Annotated in this window: 12 protein-coding genes, 22 tRNA genes, 2 rRNA genes and 2 pseudogenes; 33 read left to right on the top strand and 5 right to left on the bottom strand. The window is 38.8% G+C overall.

Annotated elements, in window-relative coordinates:
* The 24 genes from BWGOE10_RS24425 to BWGOE10_RS24310 all read left to right on the top strand — a co-directional run.
* Positions 1 to 115 (top strand): 23S ribosomal RNA (locus BWGOE10_RS24425); the annotation flags it as partial.
* A gap of 101 nt (positions 116 to 216) precedes the next feature.
* A 5S ribosomal RNA gene (gene rrf / locus BWGOE10_RS24420) occupies positions 217 to 332 on the top strand.
* Between the two features lie 5 nt (positions 333 to 337).
* Positions 338 to 413 (top strand) — tRNA-Val (locus tag BWGOE10_RS24415).
* Positions 414 to 417: 4 nt separating this feature from the next.
* Positions 418 to 493, top strand: a tRNA-Thr gene (locus tag BWGOE10_RS24410).
* A gap of 10 nt (positions 494 to 503) precedes the next feature.
* Positions 504 to 579 (top strand) — tRNA-His (locus BWGOE10_RS24405).
* 24 nt (positions 580 to 603) lie between these two features.
* Positions 604 to 684: transfer RNA gene (locus tag BWGOE10_RS24400), tRNA-Leu, on the top strand.
* 29 nt (positions 685 to 713) lie between these two features.
* Positions 714 to 788: transfer RNA gene (locus BWGOE10_RS24395), tRNA-Gly, on the top strand.
* A gap of 16 nt (positions 789 to 804) precedes the next feature.
* A tRNA-Leu gene (locus tag BWGOE10_RS24390) sits at positions 805 to 893 on the top strand.
* A gap of 3 nt (positions 894 to 896) precedes the next feature.
* Positions 897 to 970: transfer RNA gene (locus tag BWGOE10_RS24385), tRNA-Arg, on the top strand.
* Between the two features lie 10 nt (positions 971 to 980).
* A tRNA-Pro gene (locus tag BWGOE10_RS24380) sits at positions 981 to 1,054 on the top strand.
* Between the two features lie 13 nt (positions 1,055 to 1,067).
* Positions 1,068 to 1,140 (top strand) — tRNA-Ala (locus tag BWGOE10_RS24375).
* A 20-nt stretch (positions 1,141 to 1,160) separates the two neighbouring features.
* Positions 1,161 to 1,237 (top strand) — tRNA-Met (locus BWGOE10_RS24370).
* 3 nt (positions 1,238 to 1,240) lie between these two features.
* Positions 1,241 to 1,317, top strand: a tRNA-Ile gene (locus BWGOE10_RS24365).
* 17 nt (positions 1,318 to 1,334) lie between these two features.
* Positions 1,335 to 1,427, top strand: a tRNA-Ser gene (locus tag BWGOE10_RS24360).
* Positions 1,428 to 1,454: 27 nt separating this feature from the next.
* Positions 1,455 to 1,531: transfer RNA gene (locus BWGOE10_RS24355), tRNA-Met, on the top strand.
* A 3-nt stretch (positions 1,532 to 1,534) separates the two neighbouring features.
* Positions 1,535 to 1,610 (top strand) — tRNA-Asp (locus BWGOE10_RS24350).
* 13 nt (positions 1,611 to 1,623) lie between these two features.
* Positions 1,624 to 1,699, top strand: a tRNA-Phe gene (locus BWGOE10_RS24345).
* 14 nt (positions 1,700 to 1,713) lie between these two features.
* A tRNA-Thr gene (locus tag BWGOE10_RS24340) sits at positions 1,714 to 1,789 on the top strand.
* Positions 1,790 to 1,799: 10 nt separating this feature from the next.
* A tRNA-Lys gene (locus BWGOE10_RS24335) sits at positions 1,800 to 1,875 on the top strand.
* A gap of 13 nt (positions 1,876 to 1,888) precedes the next feature.
* Positions 1,889 to 1,959, top strand: a tRNA-Gly gene (locus tag BWGOE10_RS24330).
* Between the two features lie 10 nt (positions 1,960 to 1,969).
* Positions 1,970 to 2,046, top strand: a tRNA-Ile gene (locus tag BWGOE10_RS24325).
* A 7-nt stretch (positions 2,047 to 2,053) separates the two neighbouring features.
* A tRNA-Asn gene (locus BWGOE10_RS24320) sits at positions 2,054 to 2,128 on the top strand.
* Positions 2,129 to 2,134: 6 nt separating this feature from the next.
* Positions 2,135 to 2,225, top strand: a tRNA-Ser gene (locus BWGOE10_RS24315).
* Between the two features lie 6 nt (positions 2,226 to 2,231).
* Positions 2,232 to 2,303: transfer RNA gene (locus BWGOE10_RS24310), tRNA-Glu, on the top strand.
* A gap of 224 nt (positions 2,304 to 2,527) precedes the next feature.
* Here the strand turns inward: BWGOE10_RS24310 and BWGOE10_RS24305 are convergent.
* Complete coding sequence (locus BWGOE10_RS24305) at positions 2,528 to 3,574, bottom strand: FUSC family protein (RefSeq protein ID WP_070145301.1); 1,047 nt, start codon at positions 3,572 to 3,574, stop codon at positions 2,528 to 2,530.
* Between the two features lie 708 nt (positions 3,575 to 4,282).
* Here BWGOE10_RS24305 and BWGOE10_RS24300 point away from each other — a divergent pair.
* On the top strand, positions 4,283 to 5,227 hold the full coding sequence (locus tag BWGOE10_RS24300; RefSeq protein ID WP_002112560.1) for an L-lactate dehydrogenase: 945 nt from the start codon (positions 4,283 to 4,285) through the stop codon (positions 5,225 to 5,227).
* A gap of 173 nt (positions 5,228 to 5,400) precedes the next feature.
* Here BWGOE10_RS24300 and BWGOE10_RS33570 read toward each other — a convergent pair.
* Positions 5,401 to 5,622 (bottom strand): annotated as a pseudogene (locus BWGOE10_RS33570) (peptidase); the annotation flags it as partial.
* A 201-nt stretch (positions 5,623 to 5,823) separates the two neighbouring features.
* On the opposite strand from BWGOE10_RS33570, the gene BWGOE10_RS24290 reads away from it, so the two are divergent.
* Positions 5,824 to 6,936, top strand: coding sequence for an RNA-guided endonuclease TnpB family protein (locus BWGOE10_RS24290; protein WP_070145299.1), 1,113 nt, complete (start codon positions 5,824 to 5,826; stop codon positions 6,934 to 6,936).
* A gap of 138 nt (positions 6,937 to 7,074) precedes the next feature.
* Here the strand turns inward: BWGOE10_RS24290 and BWGOE10_RS24285 are convergent.
* A pseudogene (locus tag BWGOE10_RS24285) lies at positions 7,075 to 7,479 on the bottom strand (TasA family protein); the annotation flags it as partial.
* Positions 7,480 to 8,104: 625 nt separating this feature from the next.
* On the opposite strand from BWGOE10_RS24285, the gene glgB reads away from it, so the two are divergent.
* The 5 genes from glgB to glgP all read left to right on the top strand — a co-directional run bounded on the left by glgB (position 8,105) and on the right by glgP (position 16,170).
* Complete coding sequence (gene glgB, locus BWGOE10_RS24280) at positions 8,105 to 10,042, top strand: 1,4-alpha-glucan branching protein GlgB (RefSeq protein ID WP_070145298.1); 1,938 nt, start codon at positions 8,105 to 8,107, stop codon at positions 10,040 to 10,042.
* Positions 9,990 to 11,120: a glucose-1-phosphate adenylyltransferase gene (gene glgC, locus BWGOE10_RS24275; protein WP_070145297.1), complete on the top strand. Its 1,131-nt coding sequence runs from the start codon at positions 9,990 to 9,992 to the stop codon at positions 11,118 to 11,120. The genes glgB and glgC overlap by 53 nt, the downstream gene beginning before the upstream one ends.
* A gap of 18 nt (positions 11,121 to 11,138) precedes the next feature.
* Positions 11,139 to 12,173, top strand: coding sequence for a glucose-1-phosphate adenylyltransferase subunit GlgD (glgD, locus tag BWGOE10_RS24270; RefSeq protein ID WP_070145296.1), 1,035 nt, complete (start codon positions 11,139 to 11,141; stop codon positions 12,171 to 12,173).
* A gap of 139 nt (positions 12,174 to 12,312) precedes the next feature.
* Positions 12,313 to 13,743, top strand: coding sequence for a glycogen synthase GlgA (glgA, locus tag BWGOE10_RS24265; protein ID WP_070145295.1), 1,431 nt, complete (start codon positions 12,313 to 12,315; stop codon positions 13,741 to 13,743).
* Positions 13,744 to 13,761: 18 nt separating this feature from the next.
* Positions 13,762 to 16,170 carry a glycogen phosphorylase gene (gene glgP / locus BWGOE10_RS24260; RefSeq protein ID WP_070145294.1) on the top strand — a complete coding sequence of 803 codons (2,409 nt, stop codon included), beginning with the start codon at positions 13,762 to 13,764 and terminating at the stop codon, positions 16,168 to 16,170.
* Positions 16,171 to 16,493: 323 nt separating this feature from the next.
* Here the strand turns inward: glgP and BWGOE10_RS24255 are convergent, their stop codons facing one another.
* The gene (locus BWGOE10_RS24255; protein WP_001260108.1) at positions 16,494 to 17,216 is read right to left on the bottom strand and encodes a lipase family protein; all 723 of its coding nucleotides are present in this window, start codon (positions 17,214 to 17,216) and stop codon (positions 16,494 to 16,496) included.
* 141 nt (positions 17,217 to 17,357) lie between these two features.
* Between BWGOE10_RS24255 and BWGOE10_RS24250 the strand changes: the two genes are divergently transcribed.
* Positions 17,358 to 18,146 carry a MerR family transcriptional regulator gene (locus tag BWGOE10_RS24250; protein ID WP_070145293.1) on the top strand — a complete coding sequence of 263 codons (789 nt, stop codon included), beginning with the start codon at positions 17,358 to 17,360 and terminating at the stop codon, positions 18,144 to 18,146.
* Between the two features lie 24 nt (positions 18,147 to 18,170).
* On the opposite strand, the gene BWGOE10_RS24245 is transcribed toward BWGOE10_RS24250, so the two are convergent.
* On the bottom strand, positions 18,171 to 18,953 hold the full coding sequence (locus tag BWGOE10_RS24245) for a TIGR00266 family protein (RefSeq protein ID WP_002160055.1): 783 nt from the start codon (positions 18,951 to 18,953) through the stop codon (positions 18,171 to 18,173).
* Between the two features lie 321 nt (positions 18,954 to 19,274).
* On the opposite strand from BWGOE10_RS24245, the gene cspD reads away from it, so the two are divergent.
* Positions 19,275 to 19,475: a cold-shock protein CspD gene (gene cspD / locus BWGOE10_RS24240; protein WP_001193051.1), complete on the top strand. Its 201-nt coding sequence runs from the start codon at positions 19,275 to 19,277 to the stop codon at positions 19,473 to 19,475.
* Positions 19,476 to 19,494: the final 19 nt, after the last annotated feature.

Here is a 19,494-nt window from a genome sequence, read left to right as displayed (position 1 = left end):
TTCCCATAGCGTAAGCTAGTAAGATCCCTGAAAGATGATCAGGTTGATAGGTTCGAGGTGGAAGCATGGTGACATGTGGAGCTGACGAATACTAATAGATCGAGGACTTAACCATATAATATGAAGCGATGTTATCTAGTTTTGAAAGAATATAAAAAACTTGTTGACTTTAAATGTCGAATGAGTTATGATAATTCTTGTCTTAAATGAATACAGTCTGGTAATGATGGCAGAGAGGTCACACCCGTTCCCATACCGAACACGGAAGTTAAGCTCTCTAGCGCCGATGGTAGTTGGGACCTTGTCCCTGTGAGAGTAGGACGTTGCCAGGCAATTCGGAGGATTAGCTCAGCTGGGAGAGCACCTGCCTTACAAGCAGGGGGTCGGCGGTTCGATCCCGTCATCCTCCACCATTTAGCCGACTTAGCTCAATTGGTAGAGCAACTGACTTGTAATCAGTAGGTTGGGGGTTCAAGTCCTCTAGTCGGCACCAGAAAATCATGGCGGTTGTGGCGAAGTGGTTAACGCACCGGATTGTGGCTCCGGCACTCGTGGGTTCAATTCCCATCAGTCGCCCCATTTTTTCTTTTAAAATTATAATATGCGGGTGTGGCGGAATTGGCAGACGCACCAGACTTAGGATCTGGCGCCTTTGGCGTGGGGGTTCGACTCCCTTCACCCGCACTTTTAATAAAATAACTCATACATGTCTTGCGGAAGTAGTTCAGTGGTAGAATACAACCTTGCCAAGGTTGGGGTCGCGGGTTCGAATCCCGTCTTCCGCTCCAATTTTCAATATGACATGCCGGGGTGGCGGAACAGGCAGACGCACAGGACTTAAAATCCTGCGGTGGGTGACCACCGTGCGGGTTCGACCCCCGCCCTCGGCACCATATGCGCCCGTAGCTCAATTGGATAGAGCGTTTGACTACGGATCAAGAGGTTAGGGGTTCGACTCCTCTCGGGCGCGTTTTTATTAACGGGAAGTGGCTCAGCTTGGTAGAGCACCTGGTTTGGGACCAGGGGGTCGCAGGTTCAAATCCTGTCTTCCCGATATTTCAACATATGGGGCCTTAGCTCAGCTGGGAGAGCGCCTGCCTTGCACGCAGGAGGTCAGCGGTTCGATCCCGCTAGGCTCCACTTATTTGAATATCACTTATGGCGGTGTAGCTCAGCTGGCTAGAGCGTACGGTTCATACCCGTGAGGTCGGGGGTTCGATCCCCTCCGCCGCTACCATAAGGACCTTTAGCTCAGCTGGTTAGAGCAGACGGCTCATAACCGTCCGGTCGTAGGTTCGAGTCCTACAAGGTCCACCACTCAAAGTTCATATCTCGGAGGTATACCCAAGTTCGGCTGAAGGGATCGGTCTTGAAAACCGACAGGCGGCGAGAGTCGCGCGGGGGTTCGAATCCCTCTACCTCCTCCATTTTTTCTAAATTAAATATTATATCATCGCGGGGTGGAGCAGTACGGTAGCTCGTCGGGCTCATAACCCGAAGGTCGCAGGTTCAAATCCTGTCCCCGCAACCAAATGGTCCCGTGGTGTAGTGGTTAACATGCCTGCCTGTCACGCAGGAGATCGCCGGTTCGACCCCGGTCGGGACCGCCATTTTTTACATAAAGGCTCGGTAGCTCAGTCGGTAGAGCAGAGGACTGAAAATCCTCGTGTCGGCGGTTCGATTCCGTCCCGAGCCACCATTTTGAAATCGCAAGCCGGCTTAGCTCAATTGGTAGAGCAACTGACTTGTAATCAGTAGGTTGGGGGTTCAAGTCCTCTAGCCGGCACCACTTTCAAAATGAGCCATTAGCTCAGTTGGTAGAGCATCTGACTTTTAATCAGAGGGTCGAAGGTTCGAATCCTTCATGGCTCACCATTTTTAATTTAATGCGGGTGTAGTTTAGTGGTAAAACAAGAGCCTTCCAAGCTCTGGTCGAGAGTTCGATTCTCTTCACCCGCTTATCTATTATGGGCCTATAGCTCAGCTGGTTAGAGCGCACGCCTGATAAGCGTGAGGTCGATGGTTCGAGTCCATTTAGGCCCACCATAATTATTCCGCAGTAGCTCAGTGGTAGAGCTATCGGCTGTTAACCGATCGGTCGTAGGTTCGAGTCCTACCTGCGGAGCCATACTATAGAGAAGTACCCAAGTGGCTCAAGGGGCTCCCCTGCTAAGGGAGTAGATCGCGAACGCGGTGCGAGGGTTCGAATCCCTTCTTCTCTGCCAGATTTTGGCCCGTTGGTCAAGTGGTTAAGACACCGCCCTTTCACGGCGGTAACACGGGTTCGAATCCCGTACGGGTCATACTAAAAGAGATAGCATAATCTGCTATCTCTTTTTTGTTGTGTAAAAGTGGACGTTGGATCGTCTGCTTTTTTTTGAGGTATTGTATACTTTTTTCTATTTGAATCGTCTAACTAATAGAAAGGAGAGAGCGATGGAGTATGAAAAGGTCATTATATGGGGGGATTTCGTTCGAATGGAAAAGATACCCAAAAATTAAAGCATCTTTCGCTAGATAACCACCTTTACACTGATTTCGCCATCGCTCTACTGAATATCAAGTTCACTGCAATCACGATGACTGCACCGATAAGGGTTGCAAATACACGGTCGAACAGAATGATAAACTGGAACGGCTTGCCGGCTTCCATGATCAAAATAATGAGCGGGATCATGGTTGCAGAGTATACAAGATAATTTCGAACCTTTAGAAGAGGTCGAACACCTGCGAATAGCCCGATACTTATAACTAACCCCCAAATTGGTAGACTAGTTGCGAGGAGCAAGCTCGCAACAATCACGCCGATTACTGTACCAAGCACTCGTTGTGTTGTTTTGATTGGAAAGAGTTCTATTTTCCGCTGAGTAAGGATCGCTACGGTAATTGCAATCCAATAGAAGTGGTGCCCGGGCCAAAGTATTCGCAATCCCTCAGCTATACCTAGACATAATGCGAGCCTGATTGGGAATTGCCAACCGGATAGGTGTGCAAGAGAATTCCGCCATAGAATGATTTTTTTCGATGTTGGCCCTTTCACAGCTCCATCCAGCGATGATTTAAAACAACGGTGTACCCAGATGCCTAGCACCAAGCTGATACTGACGGTCCAAATCGCCCCTGCTAAGATTGAAAAAATTAGTTCCATCCGGTACTCCGTCTGGTCGACCATGTTGAGGATGATAATCAGGAATACGACAAAGCGTGTTGTTGCCACCGCCAAGGCACGACTATATCCGCCAATTAACGCAGCAAGGCTTACCAGCAGGATCAAGACTCCAAATGTCAGATAGCCATGTCCGAAAGAGAGAACAGCAGCAATCGCAGCGAGCACTACTGATATCAGCGCTGATGCCAACTTTTTCCCGTGATTTATAAAACTCGAACCGACTTTCACGCTACTGACTGCCAAACTGCCGACCGATGCAGCAAAACCAAAAGCGGGATAGCCTAGAACTGTGGCGAACAGAACAGGTCCGGCCATACCTATGCCGGCGGAAATGAGTTCTACTATTTCTACCTTGGCCTCCTTAGACCAAGAAAAGACTTGAGCCCTATATGTCTTTACATTCATCTATAGCACCTCTTCCGACCCAAAGAGTAGGGTACAGTTTAATAATAGGCTCTTTCTTTAATCCATGGACATGTGGTGATACCTATGTCCATCAGGCTAATATTTTGAAGTATCCCCAAAATGAAAATTTTATCTTTCCAGAGTTATTTATAATAATTCAGCTCATTTTTTTCGATATGGGGAAATGCCAATTTCTTAAGTTGATGGCAATGTATGGTGACCCCTTATAGAAACCTCTAAAAGTATTGCTGCGGATTTACAAAAATTAAATGATAAGAATTATGTGAAGGCTGCTGTATTAGGGGCTACTGCGGAAAATAAATAATATAGATAGAAGAAGCTGTCTCTAAATGAGTAATCTATTGGAGACAGCTTCTTTGTGGATGTAACAAAAGCTGGTATCTTTGTCGGTAAGTCGATATTCCTTGTCGGATCGCCGATATAATTTCACTTACCGCTATAAGCCCAAGAAAAACCTTTCACAATCTAAATAAAACGCCTAACTTGGTATTGATTCCACACCTATCCTAATAACTTTACACTCTATGTGAAAAAGTTCACAAATAGGTCATAATTTGTGAACTTTTTCACAATAATCCATGCTACAATATGTATGTAAAGAAGTTAAACAACATTAAATTAGTATTTTAATTAATTACTTAAACAATAATAAAAAATAGATGTAAACAATAGAGAGGGGAAATTAACATGAAAAAAGGTATCAATCGTGTAGTATTAGTAGGAACAGGAGCTGTAGGTTGTAGTTACGCTTACTCAATGATCAACCAAGGTGTAGCTGAAGAATTCGTACTTGTAGATGTAAATGAAGCAAAAGCAGAAGGGGAAGCAATGGATTTAAGCCATGCGGTACCATTCTCTCCAGCACCAACAAAAGTTTGGAGCGGTAGCTATGCAGATTGTAAAGATGCAGATCTAGTTGTTATCACTGCTGGATTACCACAAAAGCCAGGCGAAACTCGTTTAGACTTAGTTGAGAAAAATACAAAGATCTTTAAACAAATCGTTCGCGGTATTATGGATAGCGGATTCGATGGAATCTTCTTAATCGCAACAAACCCAGTTGATATTTTAACTTACGTAACTTGGAAAGAATCTGGATTACCAAAAGAGCGCGTAATTGGTTCTGGTACAACTTTAGACTCTGCTCGTTTCCGTTACATGTTAGGTGACTACTTAGATGTAGATCCACGTAACGTTCATGCTTACATCGTTGGTGAGCACGGTGACACTGAACTTCCAGTATGGAGCCACGCTACTGTAGGTGTACAAAAACTAGAAACAATCTTAGCGAACAACGAACAGTATAACCAAGAAGATTTAGATAAAATCTTCGAAAATGTACGTGATGCAGCTTACCACATTATCGAGCGTAAAGGCGCAACTTACTATGGAATCGGTATGTCACTACTTCGTGTAACTAAAGCAATCTTAAGCAACGAGAACAGCGTATTAACTGTATCTGCATACCTTGAAGGTCAATATGGTGAGAAAGATGCTTACGTAGGTGTTCCAGCTGTTATTAACCGCGAAGGTGTACGTGAAATCGTAGAACTTGAATTAAACGAAGAAGAAAAAGCGAAATTCGCTCATTCTGTAAAAGTATTAAAAGAAACAATGGCACCAGTACTATAATAATTGCTAAATAATTCAGAGGCGGGAAACTGCTTCCTACCTCTGAATTTTTATATAATTTAATATAAATTCCTTTTCCGGTTTCCCTTGTATATCCCCAATATACCCCTTTTGCTGGATAAGGGTCGTTTATAGAAAAGAGCACTCTATTTTATATAGAGTGCTCTTTATTATTATTTTTTAGGCGCTAATCCTAATTTCTTTAAAATATCTGCAAGAGTACCACTCTTTGATTTTTCAACAGGTGTTTGTGATTTAGATGCATCTGGACCTTTTTTCAAGAAGTTCTTTTCAACGAAACGAATATCTTTTTCGTCGACAATACCATCTTTGTTAAGATCGCCGTCTTTTACAGATACTCCTTTTTTACCATAGTTGCTAGCGATAATTTCGGTTTGATTTAGTCCGAAAAATTTAGTTTTCCTATTTATTTTGCCGCTGATATAATCAGTCTTATAAGAGGGGAATTTTGATATAACCATGAAATTAAATAATATTAACTCAGTGTTCATGTTGTGTTATCACCTTTGGTGGTTCGCCGTAGATAAAGTAAAACAGTTTATGGGAAATCAAGGCGAAAAGTGAGATGAATTAATATGACAAAGCATAATAAAGCGTACAAATTTCGTCTGTATCCAACAGAAGAACAAGCAAATCTGATACGTAAAACTTTTGGGTGTGTACGCTTTGTATATAACAAAATGCTAGCTGAACGGAAAAAAGTATACGAAAAATACAAAGAGAACAAGGAAGAACTAAAGAAACAAAAATTCCCTACTCCTGCGAAATACAAGGTGAAGTATGAATGGTTGAAAGAAGTCGATTCATTAGCATTGGCTAACGCTCAATTAAACTTGCAAACTGCGTATAAGAATTTTTTTAGTGGTCAAAGTGATTTTCCTACATTCAAAAGTAAAAAGAGTAGAAAATCCTATACAACAAATCGAGTAAACGGAAATATTATGTTATTTCATGGTTATATCAAATTACCGAAATTGAAAATGGTGAAACTGAAGCAACATAGAGAGATCCCGCCAAACCATGTCATCAAATCATGTACGATTTCGATGACAACCTCTGGTAAATACTATATGTCCATCTTGACTGAATATGAAAAAGAGATTGTACAAAAAGAAGTAGAAAGTGTAGTTGGATTAGACTTTGCAATGGCTGAATTGTACGTGAGTAGCGAAGATGAGAAAGCCAATTATCCTCGCTTTTATCGTCAGATGTTAGACAGATTAGCAAAGGCACAACGAGTATTAGCAAGACGTGTGAAAGGCTCAGTGCGCTGGAATAAACAACGCATTTGTGTAGCGAAGTTGCATGAAAAGGTCGCCAATCAACGTAAAAATTTCCTTCATCACAAGTCTAAAGAATTAGCTACGAACTTTGACGTTGTAGCAATCGAAGACTTACATATGAAAGTAATGTCACGAGCACTTCGCTTTGGTAAGAGTGTAGCAGATAACGGTTGGAGGATGTTCACGACATTTTTAGCATATAAGCTACAAGAACAAGGAAAACAGCTTGTAAAAGTAGATAAGTGGTTTCCTTCTACAAAGATGTGTAGTAATTGTGGAAACAGAAAAGATATGCTACTATCTGAACGCACGTATGAGTGTTCTTGTGGACTAACAATAAGTCGCGACTATAACGCAGCTATTAATATCAAAAGAGAAGCCATACGCCTATTGGCGCTAGCATAAATAGCACAAAATAACCTTTGGAACAAGGGCGTTAGCTCGGCTGTCCTAGGACAAATTCGTTAGCTATCAAAAGTAGCGACTAACCGAGAAGCCCCCACTTCAAGTAAGCTCGTAAGAGATGCTAAGTGGTGGGTAGTTCACTTCTGATAGTTTTGTTTCCCACAAAATTTCATGATCATCATTAGGATTAGATGGCTTACCATCGTTAACTAGAAACTTTACGACGATATGGTCACCTAAATCTTCACCAGCATTATTTTGTTTTGCATCTGTAACTTCATAGGATGTTTCAAGAGCTACTTTTGCAATGTCCAATGAACCTTTATTTTCAAGTTTGAAGTTTCTTTCAATAAAATCACCTGGTTTTAAATCTTTCACATCAACGATGACACTTGGGTTAATAGAAAGGTCTAACGTACCAGCTTGAAATGAATTACTCGATGTTTCGGAGTCGCTGAAATAGGCGAATACACCACCAAATGTAAGTGATAAGCCTAGTGATGCAGTGACAACTCCCATTCCTACTTTTTGTTTCAATGACATAAGAAAGCCCCCTAGTTTGATTTTTATCCCGCTATTTGCGGGCAGTAAAACTCCCACCTCAAAATTCGGCTGGAGCAAAGAGTTTAGGTGGGAGATCAACTGCCCGTAAACGCCCGATTGGTGAAGGCTAATAATCAGTGGGGGATGAACAAAACCCCACTGATTAAAGTTTCACTTTATAGCAAACAGTCGCAACGAGTATGAAAAAAGTAAACATAGCATTTCAGTATGAATTGTAGTTGCAAAAGTTCGATGTTCGTTATTGAGAATAAGTGTATGCTTATGAATTTTACATTTCAATAAACTTTGTGACAAAAAATGTTGAGAAACATTATTTTATGACAGATTATTTTGTTTGAATTTTACGTGGAAAATAGTGTGAAAAACAGGGAGAAATCAATAAAGTAAATATTGAGCAATAATGAAAGGTGAAAATAGTAAGGGGAAATGAAGCGTTTGCAATGAATATTCGTCAAAATTCGATATTTTACACAGTAAATTTGAATATTTTAAGCCAAATTGAAGAAAAAAACGTATATTTTTAAAAAAATAACAAGGATATTTCAGTTTTTCGCAGAAATGATAAAGAGTAAAAAATTTCTGTCATCTTAGTGAGGTGAACATATTGGATGTAATAAATTGTGAAGAAGTGAAACGAGATGAGTTTCATACAGAAAAGTACTATGACAGTTATAACATCTTTGGGGCACATATTGTGACGGAAGATGGCATGCGAGGTGTACGATTCACAGTATGGGCTCCTCATGCGAAAGCAATGAGTGTTGTTGGAGATTTTAATGAATGGGATTATGAGCAACATAAGATGCTACAAGTGACAGAAGATGGGATTTGGTCCTTGTTTGTACCGCATATTGTAGAGAATGAGATATACAAGTATGCGATTGAAACGATGGACGGTGCCGTTATTTTAAAAGCAGATCCTTACGCAGTATATGCAGAAGTAAGACCAAATACGGCATCTGTAGTTTTTGATATAGAGGGATATGAATGGGATGATAAAAACTGGATTCGTAAGAGAAAGAAAAAATCGATTTATAAAGAAGCGATGACAGTTTATGAATTACATTTCGGTTCTTGGAAAAAGAAAGAAGATGGTGCTCTGTATTCTTACAGAGAAATGGCCGAGGAGCTCATTCCGTATGTGGTGGAACATCAATTTACACATATTGAAATTATGCCGCTTGTTGAGCATCCATATGATCGTTCTTGGGGATATCAAGGAACAGGATATTATGCAGCGACAAGTAGATTCGGCACGCCACATGATTTGATGTATTTTGTCGATGAATGTCATAAATATGGAATCGGTGTCATTTTAGATTGGGTGCCGGGGCATTTTTGTAAAGATGCTCACGGTTTATATTTGTTTGATGGGACACCGACTTATGAATATAAAGATATAGATGTACAAGAAAACCAGGTATGGGGAACTGTTAATTTTGATTTAGGAAAGAGGGAAGTACGTAATTTCTTAATTTCAAATGCGTTATTTTGGATGAGGTATTTCCATATTGATGGGTTCAGAGTAGATGCAGTTGCGAATATGCTGTATTGGAATAAAGAAGGAAAAGAGCAAAGTAATGAACACGCTGTTTCTTTCTTACGAGAGTTAAATGAAGCGGTGTTTGCAGAAGATGAAGATTTTCTTATGACAGCAGAAGATTCAACAGCTTGGCCACTTGTAACAGCTCCAACATACGAGGGTGGACTTGGATTCAATTACAAATGGAATATGGGCTGGATGAATGACGTGCTGAAATATATGGAATGTGCACCTGAGTACCGGAAATACATTCATGAGAAGATGACATTCTCTTTACTATATGCTCACTCTGAAAACTTCATATTGCCGCTTTCTCATGATGAAGTCGTTCATGGGAAAAAGTCGTTATTAAATAAAATGCCGGGAGATTACTGGGATAAGTTCGCCCAACTTCGTTTATTATATGGATATTTCTTTACTCATCCAGGTAAAAAATTACTCTTTATGGGTGGAGAATTTGGCCAATTTGATGAGTGGAAAGATCTTGAAGATTTAGATTGGAATTTACATGATTTTGAAATGCATCGTAATATGCATGATTACTTTAAAGAGCTCATAGCATTGTATAAGCGCTCAAAACCACTTTGGCAGTTAGATCACTCGCCTGAAGGATTTCAGTGGATTGATGCTAATAATAATGAGCAAAGTATTTTCTCGTTTATCCGCCAAGGGGATAAGCAGGAAGATGCGTTAGTTGTCGTATGTAATTTTACGAAAGCTACATATGAAAACTATAAAGTAGGTGTACCAGATTTCGAGTATTATAACGAGATTTTAAACAGTGACTCGGCGCAATATGGCGGATCGGGGCAAGTTAATAAGAAACGTCTCAAGACGATTCTAGAACCATATCATAATCAAGCGGCACATGTAGAAATTACAATTCCACCATTTGGCGTATCCATATTACGACCAGTGAAGACGAGAAAGGGGAGCAAAAAACAAGATGGCTCAAAAACAAAAGTGCGTAGCAATGTTACTAGCAGGGGGAAAAGGTAGTCGTTTAAGTGCATTAACAAAAAATTTAGCCAAGCCAGCTGTTCCATTTGGTGGTAAATATCGCATTATTGATTTTACGTTAAGTAACTGTGCAAACTCCGGTATTGAAACGGTGGGGATTTTAACACAATATCAACCGCTAGAACTTCATAATTATATTGGAATCGGAAATGCTTGGGATCTTGATCGTGTAAACGGTGGAGTCACTGTGTTACCTCCTTATGCGGAGTCTTCAGGTGTGAAGTGGTATACAGGTACGGCAAGTGCTATTTATCAAAATTTAAACTATTTAAGTCAGTACGAACCAGAATATGTCCTTATTTTATCAGGCGATCATATTTATAAAATGGATTACAGTAAAATGCTAGATTACCATGTTGAGAAAGAAGCAGATGTTTCAATTTCTGTTATTGAAGTGCCTTGGGATGAAGCAAGTCGCTTTGGCATCATGAATACAAATGAAGAGATGGAAGTTGTTGAATTTGAGGAGAAACCGCAATTTCCAAGAAGTAATCTTGCATCAATGGGAATTTATATTTTTAACTGGGCTATTTTAAAAGAATATTTAGAGATGGATGCAAGAAATCCTGAATCTAGTAATGACTTCGGAAAAGATGTACTTCCGCTTTTATTAGATGAAGGGAAGAAGTTGATGGCGTATCCGTTTGAAGGATATTGGAAAGATGTTGGAACGGTGAAAAGCTTATGGGAAGCGAATATGGATTTACTTCGTGATGAAACATCGTTGAACTTGAACGATCGTAATTGGCGCATTTATTCTGTGAACCCAAATGAGCCACCTCAATATATTGCAGAACAGGCAAAAGTAGAAGAATCACTTATTAATGAAGGATGCGTCATTGAAGGGGACGTGAAGCATTCTGTTTTATTCCAAGGAGTAACGGTAGAAGAAGGTAGTATGGTAATCGATTCTGTCGTTATGCCTGGGGCAAAGATTGGTAAAAACGTTGTGATTGAAAGAGCGATTGTTGGATCAGAAATGGTTATTGAAGATGGGACAATAATTCGCCCAGAAAAAAATGTTGACGATGTAGTACTAATTGCTGAAGGAAAATAGAAAAGGGGGATGAAATGAATGGGAGAAAAAATGTTAGGAATTATTAATGCAACGGGAAGTTTTCCTTCCTTAAAGAAAGTAACAGGGCATCGTTCATTAGCGGCGTTACCGTTTGGAGGCCGTTACCGACTCATTGATTTCATGCTTTCAAATATGGTGAATTCTAATATTCATAGCGTGGCAGTTTTTACAAGTCATAAAAATCGTTCTTTAATGGATCATGTCGGTTCAGGAAAACAGTGGGATTTAGATAGAAAGCGTGATGGCCTGTTTTTATTCCCACCGAATTGCCAGTGTGATCATGACGAATTTGGATCTTTTGCACATTTTAGAAGACATATTGATTATTTTCTAAGAAGCAGAGAAGAGTATGTTGTTATTACGAATAGCCATCTTGTAACAGCGTTAAACTTTCAAGCGGTGTTAGAGCGACATATACATACGTCTGCAGATATTACTGAAGTTTGTCATGAAGGGGTTTCGCTTCAAACATATGTGTTAAAGAAACAATTATTGCTAGACTTATTTGAGACATATAAAGATGTGGAGCAATACAGTTTATTTGATGTAGTGAGAGAAAAGAGCGGTAAATCACTGCATATTGCTACGTATGAACATACAGGATATGTAGCTATTATTGATTCGATTGAAAGTTACTATAAACATAGTATAGAAATTTTGCAGCCTTCTATTTGGAAGCAATTATTTAAGAAAGAAGCACCAATCTTTACGAAAGTAAAAGATGAGCCACCAACTCGTTATATGAAGGGTGCAGTAGTGAAAAATACGATGATTGCAAATGGCAGTATTATTGAAGGTGAAGTAGAAAATAGTGTTGTCTCCCGTTCTGTTAAAATTGGAAAAGGTTCAATTATTCGTAATAGCATTATTATGCAAAAGAGCCAAATTGGAGATAACTGTATAATAGATGGTGTTATTATCGATAAAGACGTAAAAATTGGTGACGGTGTCGTTTTAAAAGGAAACGCCGATGAGCCATACGTTGTAGAAAAAGGAAGCGTTCAAAACAGTACGATTAATAGTTATTCTTAAATAGCAGGTGCATAATTAGTGGGGGGATTTAGAAACCCCCCCACTAATTAAGGTTTTACTCTATATGAAAACTTGAAGGGAGGAAGCTGTAAGAAGAGCGATTTATGATGTATACGCTTTTCGTGCAGTGGAACAACAGGTGAATATTTTATTTGCAGTATCAGAATGTGTACCGTTTATTAAATCCGGAGGTCTAGCTGATGTAGCAGGAGCGCTCCCAAAAGAATTAAAAAAATTAGGAGTGAATGTTCGCATTATACTTCCAAACTACAGTCTTATCCCGAAAGAGCTAAGAGAAGGATGTACGCTTCATAAAGTAATTAACGTTCCTCTTGGATGGAGAAACCAATATTGCGGGATTTTAAAAGGTGAGCAGGATGGGATTACGTATTACTTAATAGATAATGAATATTATTTTAAGAGAGATTCTCTATATGGCCATTATGATGATGGGGAGCGTTTTTCTTATTTTTCAAAAGCAGTTTTAGAGTGTATCCCGCATCTTGATTTCGAAGTAGATGTTCTTCATAGTCATGATTGGCATACAGCTATGGTTAATTTCTTACTTCGTGAAAAGTATCAAGATAACCCGTTATATGAGCATATTAAAACGGTATATACGATTCATAATTTGCAGTTCCAAGGTGTATTTCCTCCTGAAGTGATGTACGACTTACTGGAGCTTGGTCATGAATATTTTCATAATGAACAGCTTGAGTTTTATGGAAACGTGAACTTTATGAAAGGCGGTATTATCGCATCTGACCAAATTACAGCGGTTAGCCCAACATATAAAGAAGAGATTCAATATGAGTTTTTCGGTGAGAAGTTAGATGGATTGCTACGAGAGCATAACGATAAGCTTAGTGGTATTGTAAATGGAATTGATACGATCGTATATAATCCAGAAACAGATCCATATATTACGGCTCAGTATAGTGCAGAGTCGCTAGATGAAAAGAATGAAAATAAACGCGCATTGCAGCGTTATTTTGGTTTACCAGAAAAAGAAGATACACCAGTTATTTCGATGGTAACACGATTAACGAAGCAAAAGGGGCTTGATCTAGTACGTACTGTATTCCGTGAAATAATGGAAGAAGATGTACAATGTATTATTTTAGGATCAGGCGATTCTGAATACGAGCAGTTCTTTGAATGGATGGCATACGAGTATCCAGAAAAGGTAAAAGTATATATCGGATTTAATGAAGCGTTAGCGCACCGAGTGTACGCGGGAAGCGATTTGTTTTTAATGCCATCGCTGTTTGAACCGTGTGGACTTGGACAACTTATTGCGCTAGCATATGGCACGATTCCAATTGTAAGAGAAACAGGCGGATTAAATGATACTGTACATTCTTACGATGAGGAAACTGGAATTGGGAATGGCTTTAGCTTTACGAATTTTAATGCGCATGACATGTTACATACGATTCTTCGTGCAATTGAGTTTTATCAAGATAAACCGGTATGGGATAAGCTTGTAAAACAAGCGATGACTGAAGATTATAGCTGGGGGAAATCAGCTCTTGCATACAAGGAATTGTATAAAAGTCTCATGGAATAACATTGAGGTGGTGAAAAAATGTTTACTCATGTTGAAAGCTTCAAATCCGCTTTTCTAGAAAAATTAGAAACGATGTATGGGAAAAGTTTCAAAGATTCTACAACTCGTGATCAGTATAATACGCTCGGTCATATGGTACGTGAGTATATGAATAGTCAATGGATTGCAACGAATGAAAGTTATCGTTCTGGAGATCAAAAACAAATGTATTATTTATCCATTGAGTTTTTACTTGGGCGTTTGCTTGGCAGTAACATATTAAATTTAGGTATCAGGGATGTATGTGAAAAAGGACTTTTTGAACTTGGAATTTCTTTGCACGAGTTAGAAGAGATTGAAGCAGATGCAGGACTTGGAAATGGTGGACTTGGACGTTTAGCAGCCTGTTTCCTCGACTCGCTTGCTTCTTTAAACTTACCAGGACATGGCTGTGGTATTCGTTATAAGCATGGTCTGTTTGATCAAAAAATTGTTGATGGATATCAAGTAGAATTTCCAGAACAGTGGCTTCTTCATGAAAACGTTTGGGAAGTAAGAAGGCATGACCAAGCCGTAGAAGTAAGTTATTTTGGAAACGTTGAACCACTAGAAATCGATGGACGTTTAGAGTTCAGGCATACAAATGCAGAAGTTATTATGGCGGTACCATACGACGTTCCAGTTGTAGGGTATGAAACAAGTACTGTAAATACGCTTCGGCTTTGGAATGCGGAGCCAGTTCCTTTCCCGCAAAATTGTAAGGATATTTTGAAATATAAGCGTGAAACAGAGGCCGTATCGGAGTTTTTATATCCAGATGATACGCATGATGAGGGGAAAATACTTCGTTTGAAACAACAGTATTTCCTCGTATCATCAAGTTTGCAAAATATCGTTCGTATGCATAGGGATAGACACGGTAGTCTTCGTCAGTTACATGAAAAAATCGCGATTCATATAAACGATACACATCCGGTTCTAGCAATTCCAGAACTTATGCGTATTTTATTAGACGAAGAAAAATTGACATGGGAAGAAGCTTGGCACATAACAACGCAGACGATTTCCTATACGAATCATACGACGTTATCAGAAGCGCTTGAGAAATGGCCAATTCGCATTTTCAAACCGTTATTACCGAGAATTTATATGATTATTGAAGAAATTAATGAACGTTTCTGTCATGAGCTTTGGGACCGTTATTCGTACGATTGGAAGCGTATTGAGGACATGGCCATTATTGCGCATGACCTTGTGAAAATGGCTCATTTAGCGATTGTTGGTAGCCATAGCGTTAACGGTGTGGCGAAAATTCATACAGAAATTTTAAAGCAGCGTGAAATGCGATTGTTCTATGAATTTTATCCAGATAAGTTTAATAATAAAACGAATGGAATTGCTCATAGGCGCTGGCTAATGAAGGCGAACCCGCAGCTGACGAATCTTATTTCGGAAGCGATTGGGGAAGAGTGGAAGAAAGAGCCGATTAAGCTGCAAGCGTTGCAAAACTTCATACATGATACTAGTTTTCAAGAAAAGCTTGCAGGGGTAAAACATGAGCGTAAGATTATTTTAGCGGAGCGCATTCATAATAAAATGGGGATTACGATTGATCCAAATTCTATTTTTGATGTGCAAGTGAAAAGGCTACATGCCTATAAACGACAGTTATTAAATGTTCTTCATATTTTGTACTTGTATAACCGTTTAAAAGAGGATACTAGTTTTTCATTTTACCCGCGTACTTTTATTTTTGGAGCGAAAGCATCACCTGGCTATTATTATGCGAAGAAAATTATTAAATTAATAAATGAGCTTGCAAGAAAAGTAAATACCGATCCGTACGTAAGTCAATTTATGAAAGTTATCTTTCTAGAAAACTACCGAGTTTCTTTAGCGGAAGATATATTCCCGGCGGCAGATGTAAGTGAACAAATTTCAACTGCGAGTAAAGAAGCATCGGGAACAGGTAACATGAAATTCATGATGAATGGTGCAATTACACTCGGAACGTTAGATGGAGCCAATATTGAAATAAAAGACCGGGTCGGTGATGATGCCTGCTTCATTTTCGGCTTAACAGCGGATGAGGTCCTTCATTACTACCAAAATGGTGGATATCGTGCAAGTGACTATTATCACCACAATATGCACATTAAAAAAGTAGTAGATCAGTTAACGAATGGTTTCTTTGCACAGTCGGGAGCTGAATTTGAAGCGATTTATGATTCTCTCGTTATTCAAAATGATGAATACTTCGTTCTTCGAGATTTTAGCCCATATGCTGAAAGACAAGAAGCTGTCGGAAGGGCCTATGAAAATAGGAAGAAATGGCTGGAAATGTCGATTTTGAACATTGCACAATCTGGGCATTTTGCAAGTGATCGAACAATTTTGCAGTACAGTAATGAAATTTGGGGTATTGGTAATACTGTTAAACTTTTTTAGATGAAAGCCCCTTTTGAAGGGGCTTTTATTTATTCACTTTTAAAGCAGAGATACGCTTGCTTAGAAAAATAAAACGAGCTTAAGGATATTAAGCTCGTTTTACTTATGTTGCTTAAGAAAGGTAAGGCATGAATGTATATATTATACCTGTTCCGCCATACTCCCCTGTCGCAAAGTATGAAAATGTAAAGAAACCTGTAAACGAAAAAATTATTATAAGAAAAAGTGCAAAGAAAAATTTTAGCATGTAAGGTCCCCTCATCCGAAAGTAATTTCATAGATTATTATAGTATACAAATATTTAATTTCCAATTGTTTACTGGCTAAAAATGAGAAGTCAGACATGTTTTGTAAGTTGTAATGGAATGATTATTTATAATGGATTTTGTATTTTTCGTAAATGTCATGTTGTGATGAACGTGTGCATATTCCCAATCACGATCATTAAAATTTATGTTTCGGGGAGGGAGAAGTGGAACGACATCGAATAAGTTGACAAAACGAAAGCTACTAGCTACTTGCAGTTTATAATAATTTCGAAAGGCAATATCTCCAACTTTTGGAGAGGCAAATGTATAAAGGCCGTACTGTGAGAAGGCAGTATTTATACGTGCATCTAGTATGTGTAATGTAGCGAGTGCCCCTCCTAAGCTATGACCTGTTGCAAGAAGTTTTTTATGGGCTGGTAATGATACGAGCATATCCATAATAGAATCTCGGCAAGATTCATAAATGGAAAGGAAACCGTTATGGACATTTCCACTATTTAAAGCGTATGGGTATGGTCTTTGGTTGACGAGTGAATCGATAATCCAGTCTGTATCTGTTTGTGTACCCCTAAAAGCTACAATAATTGTATCTTCAGATTCTAATATGAATCCAAACCATTCCATCGTTTGAATCGCTTTTCCTTGAAAGCCTTGTACATATTGGAATCCATCAGGTATTTCAAAAATCCCATTTTGTTTATATTGTTCATACGTTAGATCGCAGCAAGATGCTAACAATATGGCAGTATCTTTATCAAAGGATAAAGGAGTACGCATCAAGAAAGCCCTCCTTAAGAAAAGGTATAGTTCAATATATGCAGTGAGGGACTTGATTCATTCTTTTTGAAAAAAGGCTTGAACCTACAGTTACGTGAGGGAGTATGATTTTTGTAAACATATTGTTAGGAGGAGTGTAGGATGAGCAAAAAGGAAGGCTATTCAATTGGTGAGTTTTCAAAGAGAACAGGCACATCAATACGGACACTACAATATTACGATGAAATTGGATTGCTTAAACCTGAAAAAAATATGAGTTCAGGACACCGTGTATATAAAGATAGAGATATATTAGCACTCCAAAAAATAGTGAGTCTTAAAGTATTAGGATATAGTTTAGAAGAAATTCGTGTCATGCTCAATGTGAAAAGTTTGAATATAAGCTTAAAAGAAACATTACAAAATCAAAGAGTAGCTTTTGAAGAAAAGAAAAAACAAATTGAAGTTTCGATAACAGCAATTGAAAGAACGATAATATGTCTTGAAGAAGAAGAGCAGGTAGATAGTGACATATTAATGAGTCTAATTAACAGTATTCAAAAAGAAAACGAACAACGCTTATGGCTGGAAGAATATATACCGAAGGAAATGGTTGATGGATTATATAATAAGCCTGAAGAAGAGATGATAGAACTAGATAAAGAGTTTGTACGCTTATCAAAAGAAGTAAAAAGGCTATTTGGAAAACATGTTGATGATCCAGAAGTACAAAAGCTTGCCAATCAGCATATGAAGGCAACCCTTAAGTATGTCGGAGAAGAAACGATGTATTCTTTAAGTGAAGAAATAGAGGATATAGAAGAACAATATAATAAGATAATGCCCTCTCCTTATACAGTGGAGGAAGAGTTATGGCTTAATGAAGTGATGGAATATTATATGATTAAAAATGATCTATACAGTCCAAAAGAAACAGATAGTTCCCTATGAAGGGGACTATCTGTTTTTAGTGTTTTACTCTTTCCCATCCAAAAGGCGACCAAGTCCGCCTAAAACGCTGCCTTCACCGCTATTTTGAGCTGCTGGGCTTGTAAGGCGTGCTGCTAAGCGGCTAAGTGTTAAGGACTGAATCCAAACGGTTCCAGGACCTTCTAACGTTGCGAAGAATAAACCTTCGCCGCCAAATAGAGCTGTTTTTACTTTTCCAACGAATTGAACATCGTAGTTAACATCTTTTGTCATTGCAACGAGACAACCTGTATCAATGCGAAGTTTTTCACCAGGTTTCAATTCACGCTTATATACTGTTCCACCTGCGTGCATGAAAGCGAGTCCGTCACCTTCAAGTTTCTGCATGATGAAACCTTCACCACCGAAGAAACCAGTTCCTATTTTTTTAGTAAACTCAATTCCGATAGAAACACCTTTTGCGGCACAAAGAAATGCATCTTTTTGGCAGACTACTTTTCCTTGATATTCTGTTAAATCAACAGGAATAATTTTTCCCGGATAAGGAGCGGCGAATGATACGTGTCGTTTGCCATGACCTGTATTTGTAAATACAGTCATAAACATACTTTCACCTGTAACGAGACGTTTACCTGCGCCCATTAATTTACCGAATAGACCACTAGATGGTCCAGAACCATCACCGAAAATCGTTTCCATTTCGATATGATCTTCCATCATCATCATTGCGCCAGCCTCTGCGATAACGCTTTCTTCTGGATCCAATTCAATTTCAACAAACTGCATATCATCGCCATATAATTTATACTCGATTTCATGTGCTTGCATTTTTTCACCTCATCATATGTAGTAATTATATTGTACAGAAATTAAAGAAATTAGAATACTGTAGTTTTGTTAATTTTTGAATAAAAATAGAATAAAAATTTATGATTATACTAGGCTTATAAAAAACGATGGGACGAAAGTGTTCTCATTTGACGTTTTTGATATAGCATGATATAGTGAAAACACTATTGAGCTACATAATGTGGTACGGAAATAAAGCACGTTGTATTAAAGGCTGTAAGCTTGTTATACATTCATGTCCTTTATATCCACCTTTTCATGTGGATTCATAGTTTCATTTTTATTTAGGAGGTACATGACATGCAAACAGGTAAAGTTAAATGGTTTAACGGCGAAAAAGGTTTTGGCTTCATCGAAGTTGAAGGCGGAGAAGACGTATTCGTACATTTCTCAGCTATTCAAGGCGACGGCTTCAAAACTTTAGAAGAAGGTCAAGAAGTTTCTTTCGAAATCGTTGATGGAAACCGCGGACCACAAGCAGCTAACGTTACAAAAAACTAATTAGCTAGCGAAAAAAAGC

The organism is Bacillus mycoides, assembly GCF_001757995.1.
Lineage (GTDB): Bacteria > Bacillota > Bacilli > Bacillales > Bacillaceae_G > Bacillus_A > Bacillus_A mycoides_B.
Note: the sequence above shows the minus strand (reverse complement) of the source record. Positions and strands in the feature narration are given on the sequence as shown.

Bases quoted from the DNA above. Each gene is read 5' to 3' on its own strand.
- BWGOE10_RS24305 (WP_070145301.1), bottom strand. From the start codon at position 3,574: ATGAATGTAAAGACATATAGGGCTCAAGTCTTTTCTTGGTCTAAGGAG.
- BWGOE10_RS24300 (WP_002112560.1), top strand. From the start codon at position 4,283: ATGAAAAAAGGTATCAATCGTGTAGTATTAGTAGGAACAGGAGCTGTA.
- BWGOE10_RS24290 (WP_070145299.1), top strand. From the start codon at position 5,824: ATGACAAAGCATAATAAAGCGTACAAATTTCGTCTGTATCCAACAGAA.
- glgC (WP_070145297.1), top strand. From the start codon at position 9,990: ATGGCTCAAAAACAAAAGTGCGTAGCAATGTTACTAGCAGGGGGAAAA.
- glgD (WP_070145296.1), top strand. From the start codon at position 11,139: ATGGGAGAAAAAATGTTAGGAATTATTAATGCAACGGGAAGTTTTCCT.
- glgP (WP_070145294.1), top strand. From the start codon at position 13,762: ATGTTTACTCATGTTGAAAGCTTCAAATCCGCTTTTCTAGAAAAATTA.
- BWGOE10_RS24255 (WP_001260108.1), bottom strand. From the start codon at position 17,216: ATGCGTACTCCTTTATCCTTTGATAAAGATACTGCCATATTGTTAGCA.
- BWGOE10_RS24250 (WP_070145293.1), top strand. From the start codon at position 17,358: ATGAGCAAAAAGGAAGGCTATTCAATTGGTGAGTTTTCAAAGAGAACA.
- BWGOE10_RS24245 (WP_002160055.1), bottom strand. From the start codon at position 18,953: ATGCAAGCACATGAAATCGAGTATAAATTATATGGCGATGATATGCAG.
- cspD (WP_001193051.1), top strand. From the start codon at position 19,275: ATGCAAACAGGTAAAGTTAAATGGTTTAACGGCGAAAAAGGTTTTGGC.